Annotated in this window: 15 protein-coding genes; 10 read left to right on the top strand and 5 right to left on the bottom strand. The window is 72.3% G+C overall.

All coding sequences use genetic code 11. The features are described from left to right. The first annotated feature begins 31 nt into the window (after positions 1-31). From ACIRQF_RS13565 to ACIRQF_RS13540, 6 genes are all read left to right on the top strand, one after another. Positions 32-1,507: an aldehyde dehydrogenase family protein gene (locus tag ACIRQF_RS13565; protein WP_404091928.1), complete on the top strand. Its 1,476-nt coding sequence runs from the start codon at positions 32-34 to the stop codon at positions 1,505-1,507. A 134-nt stretch (positions 1,508-1,641) separates the two neighbouring features. Then, positions 1,642-2,184 carry a DinB family protein gene (locus ACIRQF_RS13560; RefSeq protein ID WP_376626617.1) on the top strand — a complete coding sequence of 181 codons (543 nt, stop codon included), beginning with the start codon at positions 1,642-1,644 and terminating at the stop codon, positions 2,182-2,184. Positions 2,185-2,265: 81 nt separating this feature from the next. Further along, positions 2,266-2,910 carry a PadR family transcriptional regulator gene (locus ACIRQF_RS13555; RefSeq protein WP_376627601.1) on the top strand — a complete coding sequence of 215 codons (645 nt, stop codon included), beginning with the start codon at positions 2,266-2,268 and terminating at the stop codon, positions 2,908-2,910. A gap of 123 nt (positions 2,911-3,033) precedes the next feature. Then, on the top strand, positions 3,034-3,990 hold the full coding sequence (locus ACIRQF_RS13550; protein ID WP_404091925.1) for an ATP-binding cassette domain-containing protein: 957 nt from the start codon (positions 3,034-3,036) through the stop codon (positions 3,988-3,990). Beyond that, positions 3,987-4,751, top strand: a complete 765-nt coding sequence (locus ACIRQF_RS13545) for an ABC transporter permease (protein ID WP_376626613.1) — start codon at positions 3,987-3,989, stop codon at positions 4,749-4,751. Before ACIRQF_RS13550 ends, ACIRQF_RS13545 begins: the two co-directional genes overlap by 4 nt. Positions 4,752-5,320: 569 nt before the next feature. Next, a complete protein-coding gene (locus tag ACIRQF_RS13540) occupies positions 5,321-6,364 on the top strand; it encodes a WD40/YVTN/BNR-like repeat-containing protein (protein WP_404091922.1) in 1,044 nt (347 codons plus the stop codon). A gap of 8 nt (positions 6,365-6,372) precedes the next feature. Here ACIRQF_RS13540 and ACIRQF_RS13535 read toward each other — a convergent pair whose 3' ends face one another. Beyond that, the gene (locus tag ACIRQF_RS13535) at positions 6,373-7,788 is read right to left on the bottom strand and encodes a glutamate decarboxylase (protein WP_382477154.1); all 1,416 of its coding nucleotides are present in this window, start codon (positions 7,786-7,788) and stop codon (positions 6,373-6,375) included. 28 nt (positions 7,789-7,816) lie between these two features. Then, on the bottom strand, positions 7,817-9,115 hold the full coding sequence (locus ACIRQF_RS13530; RefSeq protein WP_389750896.1) for an ion channel protein: 1,299 nt from the start codon (positions 9,113-9,115) through the stop codon (positions 7,817-7,819). A gap of 84 nt (positions 9,116-9,199) precedes the next feature. On the opposite strand from ACIRQF_RS13530, the gene ACIRQF_RS13525 reads away from it, so the two are divergent. Then, positions 9,200-9,961: a MerR family transcriptional regulator gene (locus ACIRQF_RS13525; protein WP_404091920.1), complete on the top strand. Its 762-nt coding sequence runs from the start codon at positions 9,200-9,202 to the stop codon at positions 9,959-9,961. 184 nt (positions 9,962-10,145) lie between these two features. Here the strand turns inward: ACIRQF_RS13525 and ACIRQF_RS13520 are convergent, their stop codons facing one another. Further along, complete coding sequence (locus tag ACIRQF_RS13520) at positions 10,146-10,514, bottom strand: YbjQ family protein (RefSeq protein ID WP_376626604.1); 369 nt, start codon at positions 10,512-10,514, stop codon at positions 10,146-10,148. Between the two features lie 160 nt (positions 10,515-10,674). Here ACIRQF_RS13520 and ACIRQF_RS13515 point away from each other — a divergent pair, with 160 nt between their 5' ends. After that, positions 10,675-11,373 (top strand): DedA family protein, encoded by a 699-nt coding sequence (locus tag ACIRQF_RS13515; RefSeq protein WP_376626602.1) that lies wholly within the window; start codon positions 10,675-10,677, stop codon positions 11,371-11,373. Between the two features lie 68 nt (positions 11,374-11,441). Here ACIRQF_RS13515 and ACIRQF_RS13510 read toward each other — a convergent pair whose 3' ends face one another. Next, entirely contained in the window at positions 11,442-13,100 is a 1,659-nt protein-coding gene (locus ACIRQF_RS13510; RefSeq protein ID WP_376627599.1) for a threonine/serine exporter ThrE family protein, read from the bottom strand. A 144-nt stretch (positions 13,101-13,244) separates the two neighbouring features. Beyond that, positions 13,245-13,736 carry an inorganic diphosphatase gene (locus tag ACIRQF_RS13505; RefSeq protein WP_376626600.1) on the bottom strand — a complete coding sequence of 164 codons (492 nt, stop codon included), beginning with the start codon at positions 13,734-13,736 and terminating at the stop codon, positions 13,245-13,247. A gap of 105 nt (positions 13,737-13,841) precedes the next feature. Between ACIRQF_RS13505 and dacB the strand changes: the two genes are divergently transcribed. Both dacB and ACIRQF_RS13495 read left to right on the top strand, forming a co-directional pair. Further along, positions 13,842-15,266 carry a D-alanyl-D-alanine carboxypeptidase/D-alanyl-D-alanine-endopeptidase gene (gene dacB / locus ACIRQF_RS13500; RefSeq protein ID WP_404091917.1) on the top strand — a complete coding sequence of 475 codons (1,425 nt, stop codon included), beginning with the start codon at positions 13,842-13,844 and terminating at the stop codon, positions 15,264-15,266. A 72-nt stretch (positions 15,267-15,338) separates the two neighbouring features. After that, a complete protein-coding gene (locus ACIRQF_RS13495; RefSeq protein ID WP_376626597.1) occupies positions 15,339-16,487 on the top strand; it encodes a zinc-dependent metalloprotease in 1,149 nt (382 codons plus the stop codon). Positions 16,488-16,617: the final 130 nt, after the last annotated feature.

Below are 16,617 nucleotides of genomic sequence, written 5' to 3'. Positions count from 1 at the left end.
ATCCGCCACCGCGGGTAAGGGGTCTCGTTCCATGGCGTCTGCTTCGTCTTCGGCCTACTTCACCGAACTGGCTCACCAGTACATCGACGGCGAGTGGAAGCCCGGCAGCGGCTCGTGGGACATCATCGACTTCAACCCGTACACCGGGGAGAAGCTGGCCGCGATCACCATCGCGACCGTCGCCGAGGTGGACCGCGCCTACCGGGCCGCCGAGCGCGCGCAGGCGGAGTGGGCCGAGACCAACCCGTACACCCGCCGGCTCGTCTTCGAGCGGGCGCTGCGGATCGTCGAGGAGCGCGAGGACGAGCTCGCGGAGGCCATCGTCGCCGAGCTCGGCGGCACGCGCCTGAAGGCCGCCTTCGAGCTGCACCTGGCGAAGGAGTTCCTGCGCGAGGCGATCCAGCTGGCGCTGCGCCCCGAGGGCAGCATCCTGCCGTCCCCCGTGGACGGCAAGGAGAACCGCGTCTACCGCCTCCCGGTCGGTGTCGTCGGCGTCATCTCGCCCTTCAACTTCCCCTTCCTCCTGTCGATCAAGTCGGTGGCCCCGGCCCTCGCCCTGGGCAACGCGGTCGTGCTCAAGCCCCACCAGAACACCCCGATCTGCGGCGGCACCCTGGTCGCCAAGGTGCTGGAGGACGCCGGTCTGCCGGCCGGACTGCTCAACGTCGTCGTCACGGACATCGCCGAGATCGGCGACGCCCTGCTGACCCACCCGGTCCCGAAGGTCATCTCCTTCACCGGCTCCGACCGCACCGGCCGTCACGTCGCCACGGTCTGTGCCCAGCACTTCAAGCACGCCGTCCTCGAACTCGGCGGCAACAGCGCCCTGATCGTCCTCGACGACGCCGACGTCGACTACGCGGTCGACGCGGCGGTCTTCAGCCGCTTCGTGCACCAGGGCCAGGTCTGCATGGCCGCCAACCGCATCCTGGTGGACCGCACCCTGGAGGCGGAGTTCACCGAGAAGTTCGTCGCCAAGGTGAAGACCCTGCGGGTCGGCGACCCGGCCGACCCGGCCACCCACATCGGCCCGCTCATCAACTCCCAGCAGGCGGAGGCTGTCGCCGCGCTGGTCGACCAGACCGTCGCGGGCGGTGCGACCGCCCTGCTGCACGGCTCGGTCGAGGGCAGCCTGGTCTCCCCGACCGTCCTCGGCGGCATCGCCGCCGACGCGCCCGTCCTCAACCAGGAGATCTTCGGCCCGGTGGCCCTGATCGTGCCCTTCGACGGCGAGGACGAGGCCGTACGGATCGCCAACGACACCCCCTACGGGCTCAGCGGCGCCGTGCACACCGGTGACATCGAGCGGGGTGTGCGGATCGCCAAGCGCATCCACACCGGCATGATCCACATCAACGACGGCACCGTGCACGACGAGCCGATCGTGCCGTTCGGCGGCGAGAAGCAGTCGGGCATCGGCCGGCTCAACGGCGCGGCGATGATCGAGGCCTTCACGACGCAGAAGTGGATCTCGATCCAGTACGGGCGCAGCCGCTTCCCGTTCTAGCCACGGCTCCACTTCCGCGTCGGTCAATTCCGGATTGAGGACCGTAGCTGTCCGCAAGGGTCCGTAGCGTGGTCGTTGTCGGAGGGGCTGAGGCTCCGGCGAACGGCTAAGGACGCATACGGAAGGCGGACATCATGGTTGCTCTTGTTCCTGCGGAGACCCCCGGCGACGAGCGCGGCGCGTTCCTCAACTTCATCGAGGCACAGCGTGCCGCGGTCGTGCGGGCGACCCTCGGACTCTCCGAGGAGCAGGCGGCGAGCCGCCCCAGCGCCAGTGAGCTCAGCCTCTCCGGACTGGTCAAGCACGTCGCGGAGGTCGAGCTCAACTGGCTGCGGCTGGCCCAGCAGCGGCCGAACGAGCGGCAGCGGACCCGGGAGACCTGGGGCGAGGCCTTCCGGCTCCTCGACGGCGAGTCGATCCCTGAGACCGTGGCCTTCTGGGAGGGCGTGGCGAAGGAGACGGAGGAGTTCGTCCGGAACGCACCGAGCCTGGACGACACCTTCCCGCTGCCGCCGGCGCCCTGGTTCCCGAAGGACGGGCGGGTGTCGGTGCGCTGGATGCTGCTGCACCTGGTCCAGGAGATCGGCCGGCACGCCGGGCACGCGGACATCATCCGGGAGTCGCTCGACGGCAAGGGCTCCTTCGAGCTGATCGAGCTGGAGAAGCAGCAGGGCTGAGCCGGGCCGCCCTGCCCCGCTCCCCGTCCCGCCGTCGCCCCTGGCCTACCCTGGTCGAAATTGACCAGGGAGGTCCGCGGGATGTCGGCGATCCGCCTTCTCGTCCTGGGCGCGGTCAAGATGCACGGCCGCGCCCACGGCTATCAGGTGCGCAACGACCTGGAGTACTGGGGCGCGCACGAGTGGTCCAACGCCAAGCCCGGCTCGATCTACCACGCGCTGAAGCAGATGGCGAAGCAGGGACTGCTGGCGGCCGACGAGATCGCGCCCAGCACGGCGGGCGGTCCGCCGCGGGTCGAGTACGAGATCACGGACGCCGGCCGCGAGGAGTACCTCCGGCTGCTGCGCGCGGCCCTGTCCACGTACGACCAGGAGATGGACGTCCTGTCGGCGGCCCTCGGCTTCGTCGTGGACCTGCCGCGGGACGAGGCGGTGGAGCTGCTCCGGGCCCGGGTGCGGGGCCTGGACGAGTGGCGGGCGGCGGTCACCACGTACTACACCCCGGAGGGCGGTCCCGGGCAGCTCGGCCACATCGGGGAGATCATGCACCTCTGGGTGCACTCGGCCGACTCCAGCCGGGAATGGACGCTCGGCCTGATCGACCGGATCGAGGGCGGGGCGTACGTGTTCGCGGGCGAGGGCGAGCCCTTCGTGGGCGTTCTCGCGGAGGGCGAGGAGAACCCGTACGCGACGGGTCCGCACCCGGACGACGAGAAGGCGGGCTGAGGCGCGGGCAATCCCGCGCGTGATCCCGTGCGTAATCAAGTTTGACTAGTTGCCCGGGAGGGCATAACCTCCCCCGGCTTGATGGTGGTCAAATTTGACTACATGGTTTTCGGGAGGAAAGAGATGTCAGTGGACGACGCGATCCTCGTGAAGGGCGCGCGGAAGCGGTACGGACGGAAGCAGGCGCTGGACGGGCTCGACCTGGCCGTCCGGCGCGGCACGGTGCACGGGCTGCTCGGCCCGAACGGCGCCGGGAAGACCACGACGGTACGGGTCCTGGCCACCCTGCTCCGGCACGACGAGGGCGAGGTGCGGGTGGCCGGGCACGACGTACGGCGGGAGGCCGCCGAGGTGCGGCGGCGGATCGGGCTGCTCGGGCAGCACGCGGCGCTCGACGAGGAGCTGTCCGGCCGGCAGAACCTGGAGATGTTCGCGCGGCTGCACCACCTGGGCGCCCGGCGTGCGGTGGGGCGTGCGGAGGAGCTCCTGGAACGCTTCGGGCTCGCCGACACCGGCCGCAAGGCCGTACGGCAGTACAGCGGCGGCATGCGGCGGCGGCTCGACCTGGCCGCCTCGCTGATCACGGACCCGGAGGTGCTCTTCCTCGACGAGCCCACCACCGGGCTCGACCCGCGCGGGCGCGGCGAGGTCTGGGAGTCCGTGCGCTCGCTGGTCGGCGGGGGCACGACGGTGCTGCTGACCACCCAGTACCTGGAGGAGGCCGACCAGCTGGCCGACCGGATCTCCGTCGTCGACCAGGGGCGGGTGGTCGCCGACGGCACCCCCGACGAGCTGAAGACCCGGGTCGGCCGGGACCGGATCGACGTGGTCGTCCGTGACGGGGCCCGGCTCGACGAGGCGCTGCGACTGCTGCCGTCGGGCACGGCCGAGGCCGACGTCGACCGCGACCGGCGGCGGATCAGCGCCCCCGTGCGGGACCGGATGGCCTCGCTCGCCGAGACCGTACGGGCCCTGGAAGCGGCCGGGATCGAGGCGGAGGACATCGCCCTGCGGCGGCCCACGCTCGACGAGGTCTTCCTGCACCTGACGAGCGCCCGGGCCGAGGAGGTGGCCGCATGAGCGCGGCGTACGCGGTGAGCGACTGCTGGACCATGACCCGCCGGGAGCTGGCCCACTGGGCGCGGCAACCGGTCCAGGTGGTGGTCGGGCTGGTCTTCCCGGTCATGATGCTGCTGATGTTCGGCTACCTCGTCGGCGGCGGGCGGGCCGTCGAGGGCGACTACGTCGACTTCCTCGTCCCCGGGATGCTCACGCTGACCATGGTCTTCGGCCTCGAAGGGACGTTGACCGCGGTCACCCAGGACCTGAACAAGGGCGTGATCGACCGCTTCCGCGCCATGCCGATGGCGGACGGCGCGGTGCTCGTGGGGCGGGCGGCGGCCGACATGCTGCAGTCGACCGTGGGGCTGCTCCTGATGATCGGGGTGGGCCACGCGATCGGCTGGCGGGTGCACGGCGGCTTCGGGGCCTTCGTGGGCGCGGTGGGGCTGCTGCTCCTGCTGCGCTTCGCGATGCTCTGGATCGGGATCTTCCTCGGCCTGCTCGCGGGGCGCGCCGAGCTCGTGCAGGCCGTGCAGATCCTGGTCTGGCCGGTCGGCTTCCTCTCCAACGCCTTCGCCTCGCCCGACGCCATGCCGGGCTGGCTGGGCACGGTCGTGGAGTGGAACCCGATGTCGGCGACGGCGACCGCCGTCCGTGACCTGTTCGGCGGTCCCGGCGGCGAACCGGGCTGGGTGGGCGCGGCGGTGGCGTGGCCACTGGTGCTGCTCGCGGTCTTCTTCCCGCTGGCGGTACGGCGGTTCGGGCGGCTCGGGAGGTAGCCGGGGCCGGTCGCGGGATGTCGGGGCGCGGGGGCTGCGGCGCCGCGGGGCTCGGGCGGTGCTGCGGGGGTCGGGGGAGGGGCTGCGGTGCTCGGTGGCGCGTGCTGCCGGCTCTGGGCCCACGGGGCTGCGGGCCGGTGGGCCGGTGGGCCTGTGGGCCTGTGGGGCTGTGGGGCTACTGGGGCGGGGGAGCCGGGGGAGCCGCGGAGGGCGCGGCAGCCGCGGAAGTCGCGGAAATTGGTGGGACGGAGACGGGAACCCGGAGGCGGCGAGCGGTGTAACAGAAGCAGACACGGAACGTGGAGGAGAGCAGGGGGAGTTCGATGCGCGGTTCCTGGAGGGCGGCGTGTACCGCCGTGCTGCTGATGACGCTCGCCACGGCCTGTACGGGGTCGCCGCCGGCCGGTCCCTCCGGTGGGCCGGCCGGCGGGCCGCGAGCAGGTGCGGCGGGGGGCGCCGGCGGGGGCGGGAACGGAGGCGGGAGCGGCGGGCCTTCGAGGACGGTCGGGGTGTACGGGGCACCCGCGCGGATACCGTCCGCGCCGGGGCTCCCGGGGTACGCGCACGGAGTGGGCCTCGCGCCCGACGGCAGCGGGATGGTGCTGCTCGTGCAGTGCGTGACCGACCGGGCCCGGCCGGGGAACGGCTTCTGCCGGCAGCAGGTCGCCGCTCTCGACCGGGGTGCGCGGTCCTGGGTGCTGCGGAGCAGTCCGCTGCCCGAGATACCGCCGTCGAGGGGGGTGACGGCGGGGCTGACCGTGCTCGGGCCGGGACGGGCGCTGATCGAGGACGGCGGAGGGGAGGAGCCGGAGCGGACCTGGTTCACCGCGGACGGCGGACGCGGCTGGCGCGCGGTCGACCGGCGCACAGTCGGCACGACCCCGGCGATACCGGCGGGCGCGGTCCTCACCACCGCCTGCGTCCCTCCCTCCCCGGCGCCGGGGAGCGAGTGCGCGCGGGAGCGGATCATCGTCATCTCGCCCGAGGACGGGCGTCGGCGGGCCCTGGCCCGGCCGCCGCGGCTCGGGGACCGGCCGCGCCCGGCCGCCGTGGCGGAGCCGGACGGCTCCTGGTGGGTCTCGGGCCGTGACCCGGTCTCCGGGCGGGACGTGCTCGCCTTCTCCCGCGACGGGGGCCGCAGTTGGACGACCGGGCGGTTGCCGAGCCCGCCCGCGATCGCGGGCCTGCCGCCGCTCCGCGGGGTGGAGGTGGCGGTCGGTCCGGACGCGGTGTACGCGGCGGAGTCGGGCGAGCTGGAGGGCGGTGAGCCGGTGAAGAACCCGATGCGGGCCCTGCACCGCTCGCTCGACGGCGGGCGCACCTGGACCCGGATGTGGACCACCGGACCGGAGGGCGAGCCGCGCACGGTGACGGGCCTGCCCGTGCCGGGCCCCGGCGCCCGCGTGACGGTCTACGGGGAGCGGGCGCCGTACGAGAGCGTGGACGGCGGCCGGACCTTCCGGCCGGCCGCCGCGGGCACGTCCTGGATACGCCGGACCGGTGTCGGGCTGCTGCGGGAGGGCGACCGCTGCCAGTACGCGACGAGCCGGGACGGGGTGCGCTGGTCGGAGTTCGCCCTGGCGTGCGAGGACCCGGTCCCGGGGGTGGGGTAGGGCCGCGCTCAGTGGTGGAAGGAGGTGGCCGCGGCCTTGTCGTGGGTGAACGGGGCGGACTGGCGCCGCAGTTCGGGCAGCAGTTGTTTCAGGTCCTCGAGGAGGAGGCTGGCCAGGTCGGCGGAGAAGCCGTTGCGGCACACGACGCGGAGCACCGACAGGTCCTCGCGGTTCGCGGGGAAGGTGTAGGCCGGGACGAGCCAGCCGTTCTCGCGCAGCCGGCGTGAGACGTCGAAGACGTCGTAGTTGGTGATCTCCGGTGCGGTGGTGAAGGCGAAGACGGGGAGTTGGTCCCCGCGGGTGAGGAGACGGAAGTCGCCCAGGGCCTCGATCCGTTCGGCCATGCCCCGGGCGACGTCCCGGCTGGTCTGCTGGACCGTCCGATAGCCCTCCCGGCCCAGCCGGAGGAACGTGTAGTACTGCGCGACGACCTGGGCGCCGGGGCGGGAGAAGTTGAGGGCGAAGGTCGGCATGTCGCCGCCGAGGTAGTTGACCCGGAAGACCAGCTCCTCGGGGAGTTCGACGGGCGAGCGCCACAGCGCCCAGCCGACGCCCGGGTAGACGAGTCCGTACTTGTGGCCGGAGGTGTTGATCGAGGAGACGCGGGGGAGCCGGAAGTCCCACACGACCTCCTCGTCGAGGAAGGGGGCGACCATGGCGCCGGAGGCTCCGTCGACGTGGACGGGGATGTCGAGGCCGGTGCGTTCCTGGAGCTCGTCGAGGGCGGCGCAGATCTCGGCGACGGGTTCGTAGGAGCCGTCGAAGGTGGAGCCGAGGACGGCGACGACACCGATGGTGTTCTCGTCGCACAGTGCGGCGGCGGAGGCCGCGTCCATGTGGAAGCGGTCGCCGTCCATGGGTACCAGCCGGGGCTCGACCTCCCAGAAGTTGCAGAACTTCTCCCAGCAGACCTGGACGTTGATCCCCATGATCAGGTTGGGCTTGGCGCCGGGGTAGCGGTCGGCGTTGCGCTTCGCCCAGCGGCGCTTGAGGGCCATGCCGGCGAGCATGCAGGCCTCGCTGGAGCCGGTGGTCGAACAGCCGACGGCGGTCGAGGGGTCGGGGGCGTGCCAGAGGTCGGCGAGCATGGCGACGCAGCGGCGCTCGAGCTCGGCGGTGCGCGGGTACTCGTCCTTGTCGATCATGTTCTTGTCGCGGCACTCGGCCATGAGCACCCCGGCCTGCGGCTCCATCCAGGTGGTGACGAACGTGGCCAGGTTGAGGCGGGAGTTGCCGTCGAGCATCAGCTCGTCGTGGACGAGCTGGTAGGCGCTCATCGGCGGGAGCGGCCCGTCCGGCAGGCGGTGGCGCGGGGGTGCCTCGGTCATGCCGCTGACCGGGTTGGCATCGCCGTAGAAGGGGTTGAAGGCGAGACGGCGGGAGGGTTCGGTCTCCCGCTCGTCGGGACCCTTGTGCAGTGCCACGGGGGCTCTCCTTCTCGTGGGGGTCGGCTCAGCGCAGGGCCTTGCCGTGTTCGTCGAGTTGCAGGAAGGGGCGGCCGGTGACGACCAGCCAGGCGGGCAGCGAGGCGACGCAGAGAAGCGAGAACATCGCTGGTGAGGCGGCGACCACGGCGGCGACGAAGAGGCTCACCCACCCCTGCCGGGTGGTGGCGAGCAGGATGCCGAGGACGCCGGCGGAGACGGCGACGGTGGGGTTGATCTCCGTGACCAGCGCCTGGGCGCAGAGCCCGAACGCGGCGCCGACGAAGACGGCGGGGAAGACCCGGCCGCCGCGGAAGCCGCAGGCGGCGGCGACGAGCAGGGCGGCGAGCTTCACCACGGCGAGTTTGGCCAGCTCGCCCGAGCCGAGGGTGCCGATTTCCTCGACGATGTCCCGGGTCTCGGTGAGGCCCTTGAACAGCGTCAGATGTCCGCCGAGGGCGCCGAGGAGACCGAGGAGGAGGCCGCCGAGCGGAAGGATCACCATGGGATGGCCCAGACGGGTGAAGGCACGGTGCAGGTAGGGGAAGGCGTAGGAGGCGAGGAGGCCCAAGAGGGCGGCCAGGGGGGCGAGGACGAGGGCCGCGAGGAGGTCCTCGAAGCCGGGGTTGTCCAGCGGCGGCAGTCCCATGTCGAAGCTGGGGCTGGCGCCCAGCTGGGTGGTCATGGCTCCGGCCCCGGCCGCCAGCAGCGGGGCGAAGAGCCGGTCCCACAGCGATCCCCGGCCCGGTTGGGAGGTCAGCGCCTCGGAGATGACGAGCGCGGCGGCGACCGGGGTGCCGAACAGGGCGCCGAGCGTTCCGGAGACGCCCAGGACCACCCAGAAGGCGCCCGGCACGGCCGGCCGGAAGCGGTGGCCCACCCAGTACGTGAGGGCGATGGCGGCGCCGATCGTCGGGCCTTCGGGGCCCAGGCTGACGCCGCCGGCGAGGGCCAGGGCGCTGGCGAGGAGCAGACCGGGCACCACGATCACCGGCATCGGCGGCCCGCCGAGCCCCTCCATGGCCGGGTCGGGGCCCGCGTGCCCGGGCGCCTTCCAGACGATCAGCCCGACGGCGATGCCGGTCGCGGTGAGCATGACGATGATCCAGAGCGCGGAGTACCGGCCGATGCCGAGGGCGTCCGGCACGTTGTTCCACATCACGTCCTGGAGCTGGTCGGCCAGCTCGCTGACCCCCAGGAACAGCAGACCGGAGCCCACGCCGACCACGAGGGCGGGCAGGATCTGGGGCAGCAGCATCCTCAGGGGGCCCTCTGGGGAGGGTGTCTCGGTGGCCACCGCCCCACCATAAGTGAGCAAATGCCGCATAACATCCCGAGATTCGGGCTTGCACCTCACGTCGCGTCAGGGCCGAGGGTGAAACGCGAACCGACGGAAGGAGAAGGGGAGCCCATGAGTCACTCCGTGGGACAGGTCGCGGGCTTCGCCGGGGTCACGGTGCGCACGCTGCACCACTACGACGCGATCGGGCTGCTCTCACCGAGCGGTCGCAGCGCCGCGGGCCACCGCCGCTACGACGACGCGGACCTCGACCGGCTGCAGCAGATCCGGTTCTACCGGGAGCTCGGCTTCCCCCTCGACGAGGTCGCCGTCCTCCTCGACGACCCCGGCGCCGACCCGCAGGAACACCTGCGACGGCAGCACACGCTGCTGATCACGCGCATCGGGGAGCTCGAACGGATGGCGGCGGCCGTGGAACGCGCCATGGAGGCGAGAAGGATGGGCATCAACCTCACGCCCGAGGAGAAGTTCGAGGTCTTCGGCGGCAAGGACCCCGAGGTGTACGCGGAGGAGTCCGCCCGCCGCTGGGGCGGCACCCACACCCACGAGCAGGCGCAGGCCCGCGCCGCCACGTACACCAAGGACGACTGGCAGCGCATGAAGAAGGAGATCGACACCTGGGGCACCGCGTACGGCGCCCTCATGGACGCCGGCGAGGCCCCGGACTCCGCGGCCGCCATGGACCTCGCCGAGGCCCACCGCGCCCACCTCACCCGGTGGTTCTTCGACTGCCACCCGAAGATCCACCAGGGCCTCGCCGAGATGTACGTCTCCGACGAGAACTTCCGCGCCTTCTACGACTCGATCCACGAAGGACTCGCCGAGCACCTGCGCGCCGCGATCGACGCGAACGCGCGTCGCCTGGCGGCCTAGGCCCTGTCGTCAAACTCCCGCCTGCCCCGCGACGCCATGCACGCGCTCTCGCCGCACCGGGCACAAGCCCGAGTACGTCCAGTACGAGGCCTCGCGCCCGGCACACCGAGAGCACGCACCTGACGCCGCGGGGCCGCCCTCCGGGCAACGACGGGAGTTTGACGACAGGACCTAGGCGAACGGCTCAGGCGCGCGGCGCGATCACCACGGCGGTCCCGTAGGCACATACCTCCGTGCCCACGTCGGCGGCCTCCGTGACGTCGAAGCGGAACATCAGGACCGCGTTCGCGCCGCGCGCCCGCGCCTGCTCCACCAACCGCTCCATCGCCTGGTTACGGGTCTCCACCAGGGTCTTCGTCAGCCCCTTCAGCTCCCCGCCGACCAGCGACTTCAGGCCCGCGCCGATCTGGCTGCCGACGTGCCGCGACCGGACGGTCAGTCCGAAGACCTCACCGATCACCTGCCGCACCTCGTACCCGGGCACGTCATTGGTCGTGACGACCAGCACATCCGACTGGGACGTCTGGCCGCCGCCGTACTCGTCGATGCCCATGCGCATCCACCTCCTGGGCCTCAGCCTGGGGCCCGAGCCCGGCCCCCGCATCCGGAGAGGGCCGGGTGGAACCCGGGAGGTTCACCCCGCGTTGATAGCTTGGGGCGGCACTCCGTACGATCGCCCCCCTCTTCCCCCCGACCGCAGGAGCCCGGAACCCGTGAACACGCTTGCCCTCGGACCGAGCTGGCTGGACCCGGACTACCTGATCCAGACCTTCGGTCTGATCGGTGTCCTCGTCATCGTCTTCGCCGAGTCCGGACTGCTCATCGGCTTCTTCCTGCCGGGCGACTCGCTGCTCTTCACCACCGGCCTGCTGGTCACCACGGGCAAGCTCGACTACCCCCTGTGGATGGTCTGCGCCCTGGTGGTCGCCGCGGCGATCATCGGCGACCAGGTGGGCTATCTCTTCGGCCGCAAGGTCGGCCCGGCCCTCTTCAAGCGCCCGGACTCCAAGCTCTTCAAGCAGGAGAACATCGAGAAGGCGCACGAGTTCTTCGAGAAGCACGGCCCGAAGTCCCTGATCCTGGCCCGCTTCGTGCCGATCATCCGGACGTTCACGCCGATCATCGCCGGCGTCAGCCGGATGAACTACCGCTCCTTCATCACGTTCAACGTGATCGGCGGCCTGCTGTGGGGCGCCGGAGTGACCCTGCTCGGCTCCGCCCTCGGCAAGATCGAGTTCGTGCACAAGCACATCGAGCTGATCCTCATCGCGATCGTGCTCATCTCCGTGATCCCGGTCGTCATCGAGGTGCTGCGCGCCCGTTCTCAGTCCAAGAAGAACCCGGGCAGCGACCACGACGCCCCGGGCACCCCCAACCCGCCGTCCGAGCGCGGCCGCCACGCCAAGCGCTGACCGGCGCCCCTCGGGTCACGCCGCGCCCGCCGCGTGACCCGAAGGGACCCGCCCCGGGACGACCCGCCCTAGAAACCGCGGGTGCGCTTCGCCGCGCGGCGGGCCGCCGCAGCCCGCGGGGCCTGCATGAACAGCCGGGCCAGCTCGCCACCCAGGTTCACCCCGATCGCGATCGCCAGCGCCAGGGCCGCCGCCTTCGCCAGCGAGGCGAAGCCCTGGTCCAGATTGTTCTGCGCGATCGCGAGCACCCCGAAGTACGTCGCCGAACCGGGCAGCAGCGGACCGATCGCCGCCGTCACGTACGGCAGCGACGAGGTGTGGTGATAACGGGCGGTCAGCTGCCCGAACAGGCCCACCAGACCGGCCGCGACCGCCGTCGCCATCACCGTGGAGCCGTTCGCCGTCACCGCGATCGACGCGTAGACGACCCAGGCCACCCCGCCGTTCAGCGTCGCGAACAGCACCGTCGCCCGCGACTGCTGCAGCAGGATCGCGAACGTCGCGCACAGCACCATCGACGCCGCGATCTGCACCCAGGGCCGCTCGACCGCCTTCAGCGTCCCCTCCGGATTGAGCTCGGCCCCGAACTGCACCGCCAGGTACAGCACCGACAGCACACCCACCACGATGGCCACGAAGAAGTAGGCGACCTCCAGCAGCCGGGCCGAGGCCGTGATGTAGAAGCCGGTCAGACCGTCCTGCACCGCCGCCACCAGAGCCCGCCCCGGGATCAGCGCGAACAGACCACCGGTGATCACCGCCGAGGGCCGCAGATCGGCGTGCAGCATCGTCAGCGCCACACCCATCGCCGCCGGCGGCATCGCCGCCACCAGGAACTGGTAGAACTCCGGCAGCCCGCGCCCCGCGCACAGCCACGCGAGCCGGTCGCCCAGCATCGCGCCGAGCGCCGCCACGAAGAACACCGTCGGCCCGCCGCCCAGCAGCACCGACGCCGCACCCGCCAGGACACCGGCCGCGGCCGTCAGCGCCCAGCCGGGGTACGGGTGCCGATTGCGCCGGATCTCCGCCAGCCGCCGGTACGCCTCCTCCGGCGCCACCTCGTGCTCCGGGTCGTTGATGTCGGCGAGCAGCTGGTAGACCGCCGCGAGCCGGGTGTAGTCCGTGCCCCGGCGCCGCACCGTACGGTTCGCCGTCACCGGGTCGTCCACGAGCGACGGCTGGTACGTGATCGACAGCAGCGTGAACGTCACCGTCGGCTCGCAACGGTCCAGACCGTACGAGCGGCAGATCGCGAACATCGCCGCCTCGACGTCCTCCGCGCCCTCGCCGCCCGCGAGCAGCAGCTCGCCGATACGCAGCGTCAGGTCGAGCACACGCGGCACCGCGGGACCGGTCTCGTCGTCCTTGCGCGGCGCCTCCGGCACCGGCCGGTCACCCACCGGCAGCCGCAGCATGGTCCGCATCCGGTCCTGCCACGGCGCGTCCTGCGACAGCCGCACCATCGGTATGCCGTAGGCGGGCGTGAACGCCGGCGGGGAACCCTGCGCCGAGTACGTCGAGGGCGGAGCGAACGCGGAACCCTCCTGCTCCACCTGCGGCTCCGCCGCCAGCCCCTGCGGCAGCGCGAACTCGGAGGTCGGGTGCTCCTCCTCCGGCGGTTCCGGCGGCTCCACCCCGGCCGGCGGGATGAAAGCGCTGCGTGCCTCGTCCGAAGGCGGCTTCCGGTCCTCCGGGGCCTCCTCCGGCCCCTCCGGCATCGCCACCACTCTGTTCGCCCTCATTCCGGCCTGGTACCCACGTGGCCAGGCCCCATACGAGCCCGTCACCAGCCCAGTATGTACGCGCGAAGGGCGGCGCACCTCAGCAGGTGCGCCGCCCTTCACAGGTCAGCGGCTCGCGGCAGCGCGGGCTCAGTGGCCGCCCTGCTCCTTGAAGCGCTTGTACGACTTCTCGATCTCGGCCTCGGCCTCGGCGCGGCCGACCCAGTCGGCGCCCTCGACGGACTTGCCCGGCTCCAGGTCCTTGTAGACCTCGAAGAAGTGCTGGATCTCCAGGCGGTCGAACTCCGCGACGTGGTGGATGTCGCGCAGGTGCTCCATGCGCGGGTCCGTCGCCGGGACGCACAGCAGCTTGTCGTCGCCGCCGGCCTCGTCCGTCATGCGGAACATGCCGATGGCGCGGCACTTGATCAGGCAGCCCGGGAAGGTCGGCTCGTCCAGGATGACGAGCGCGTCCAGCGGGTCGCCGTCCTCGCCGAGGGTGTTCTCGACGAAGCCGTAGTCCGTCGGGTAGGCGGTCGAGGTGAAGAGACGGCGGTCCAGGCGGATCCGACCGGTCTCGTGGTCGACCTCGTACTTGTTCCGCGATCCCTTGGGGATCTCGATGGTGACGTCGAACTCCACGGGTGGATCTCCTCCTGAATCAACACATGTCAATGCTCGCGACGACGCGCGGTGGTTAAGTGTCTCTCACGCACGGTCTTGATCGCGAAAGGGGCTGGTCATCACATGCCGGAGCCGAGAACCTGGCAGCTCGCGGCGGGGTCCGCCGCGCTCGGTCTGGCCCTGGCCGCCGGTGCGGTGGTCGCGGCCGGCCCGTGGGACTCCGGTCAGCGTAAGGCCGAGCAGGCCCGCGCGGTCTCCGCCGACGGCCGAGGTGGCGCACATCACGCCGGCGCCCCCGCCCACGCGGCCCCCCGCCGTCCCGCCCCCGCCCCCAGCGCCGCCGGAGTACTGCGCGCCCTGGGCGCCGGCCCCCACCCCGCGGGGATCACCCGGTCGGGCGACCTCGCGGCCGTCCTCGTCCCCCTGCTCGCCGATCCCGGCCTCGGCCCGCTGCGCACCGCCTCCGTCGTCGACACCGCCACCGGCCGCCAGATCTACGGCGAGGGCGCGACCACCCCGATGACCCCCGCCTCCACCGTCAAGATCGCCACCGCCACCGCAGCGCTCTCCGCCCTCGGCCCCGACCACCGCATCCCCACCACCACCGTGGCCTCCCCGGACCGCCGCACCCTCACCCTGGTCGGCGGCGGCGACCCCACCCTCGACCACAGCCGCCTCAAGGCCCTCGCCGACGCCACCGCCCGCGCCCTCCGCGCCCACGGCACCCCACCCCCCGCCCCCGTGCGCCTCGGCTACGACGCCGGCCTCTTCACAGGCCCCCTGCTCCACCCGATCGGACCCAACGAGAACCTCGCCCCGGTCAGCGCCCTCATGACCGACGAGGGCCGCCTCGACGGCAGCCGCAGCGGACCCGCCCCGCGTACCGGCGACCCCGCGGGCGACACCGCCACCGCCTTCGCCGCGCTCCTCGAGGACGCCGGTATCACCGTCCAGGGCGCACCCCGGCCCGCCAAGGCCCCCAAGGGCGCCCCCCTCGCCCGCACCGAGTCCGCCCCGCTCGCCGACCTCGTCGAGCACACCCTCACCCACAGCGACAACGACCTCGCCGAAGCCCTCGCCCGGCAGACCGCGCTCGCCCGCCACCGGCCCGCCAGCTTCACCGGGGCCGAGAAGGCCGTCCACGACGAACTCGCCCGCCTCGGCCTCCCCCTCGCCGGAGCCCGCTTCGCCGACGGCAGCGGCCTCGACCGCCGCGACCGCGTCTCCGCGGCCCTTCTCACCGGCCTCCTCACCCGCGCGGCCGACCCGGCACGCCCGGCCCTGCGGCCCGTCCTCACCGGACTGCCCGTCGGCGGCTTCAGCGGCACCCTCGCGGGCCGCTTCGGCTCCGGCCCCGCCGCCTCCGGCGCCGGCCTCGTCCGCGCCAAGACCGGCACCCTCACCGGCGTGAACACCCTCGCCGGCACCGTCGTCACCGCCGACGGCCGCCTCCTCGCCTTCGCCTTCCTCGCCGGCCGCACCAGCTCCCCCGACAGCGCCCAGTCCGCCCTCGACCGCCTCACCGCCGCCCTCGCCCCACCCCGCTGACACCCGCCCCGACCCGGGCGAATACTGCGCCGAACCCTCACCGAACAGGCCCCGAGAACGTACGGTTGACGCATGACGAGCATCGGTGGTGCAGGCACATCGGGGATGGTCGACTGGAATCTCGCCGTCGCGACGGCGACCCGCCTGGTACGCCCGGGCCCCGAGGTCACCCGGGACGAGGCCCGCGAGGTCGTCGCCGAACTCCGCAGACACGCCAAGGCCGCCGAGGAACACGTCCGGGCCTACACCCGGATGATCCCCGAAGGACGCGACCCCGCCGACATCACCGACACCCCCGTCCTCGTCGTCGACCGCGCCGGCTGGATCAAGGCCAACGTCGCCGGCTTCCGCGAACTGCTCTCCCCCCTCCTCGACAAGATGAAGGAACGCCGCTCCACCACCGCCGGCGGCACCATGCTCAGCGCCGTCGGAGGCAAGGTCACCGGCGTCGAACTCGGCGTCCTCCTGTCCTTCCTGGCCTCCCGCATCCTCGGCCAGTACGAGACCTTCGCCCCCGCCACCCGCGACCTGCCCGCCGGCACCGACGGCAGCGGCCGCCTCCTCCTCGTCGCGCCCAACATCGTCCACGTCGAACGCGAGCTGGAGGTCTCCCCCCACGACTTCCGCCTCTGGGTCTGCCTCCACGAGGAGACCCACCGCACCCAGTTCACCGCCGTCCCCTGGCTGCGCGACCACCTCCAGGGCGAGATCCAGTCGTTCCTCGCCGCCACGGACGTCGACCCCTCCACTGTCGTCGAACGCCTCCGCGAAGCCGCGCAGGCCCTCGTCGGCGGCCGCCCCGAAGGCGAACGCGACGAACCCGCGCCCTCCCTCGTCGAACTCGTCCAGACCCCCGAACAACGCGAGATCCTCGGCCGCCTCACCGCCGTCATGTCCCTCCTCGAAGGCCACGCCGACTTCGTCATGGACGGCGTCGGACCCGACGTCGTGCCCTCCGTCGCCGAGATCCGCGAGAAATTCCAGCAACGCCGCGCCCGCGGCGCCTCCCGCCTCGACCTCGCCCTGCGCAAACTCCTCGGCCTCGACGCCAAACTGCGCCAGTACCGCGACGGCGAGCGCTTCGTCCGGGCCGTCGTCGACCAGGTCGGCATGGACGGCTTCAACCGCGTCTGGACCTCGCCCAACACCCTCCCCACCAAGTCCGAGATCGCGAAACCGGCCGACTGGGTAGCGAGGGTGCACCGTAAGGCAGACTCATGAGGCAGGTGCGGCGGATGACCGGAGAACCCCCCACCAATCACCCATCCGAGGGACCGTAGGCGGTGGGTAAGGCGTGCAATGCTCGGGTAACGGCCAGGTTCTGTCACCATCGACGCACTCTGAGTGACCG

It is taken from the genome of Streptomyces sp. NPDC101191, assembly GCF_044767915.1.
Taxonomy (GTDB): Bacteria; Actinomycetota; Actinomycetes; order Streptomycetales; family Streptomycetaceae; genus Streptomyces.
This window is presented reverse-complemented; position numbering and strand designations above follow the sequence as displayed.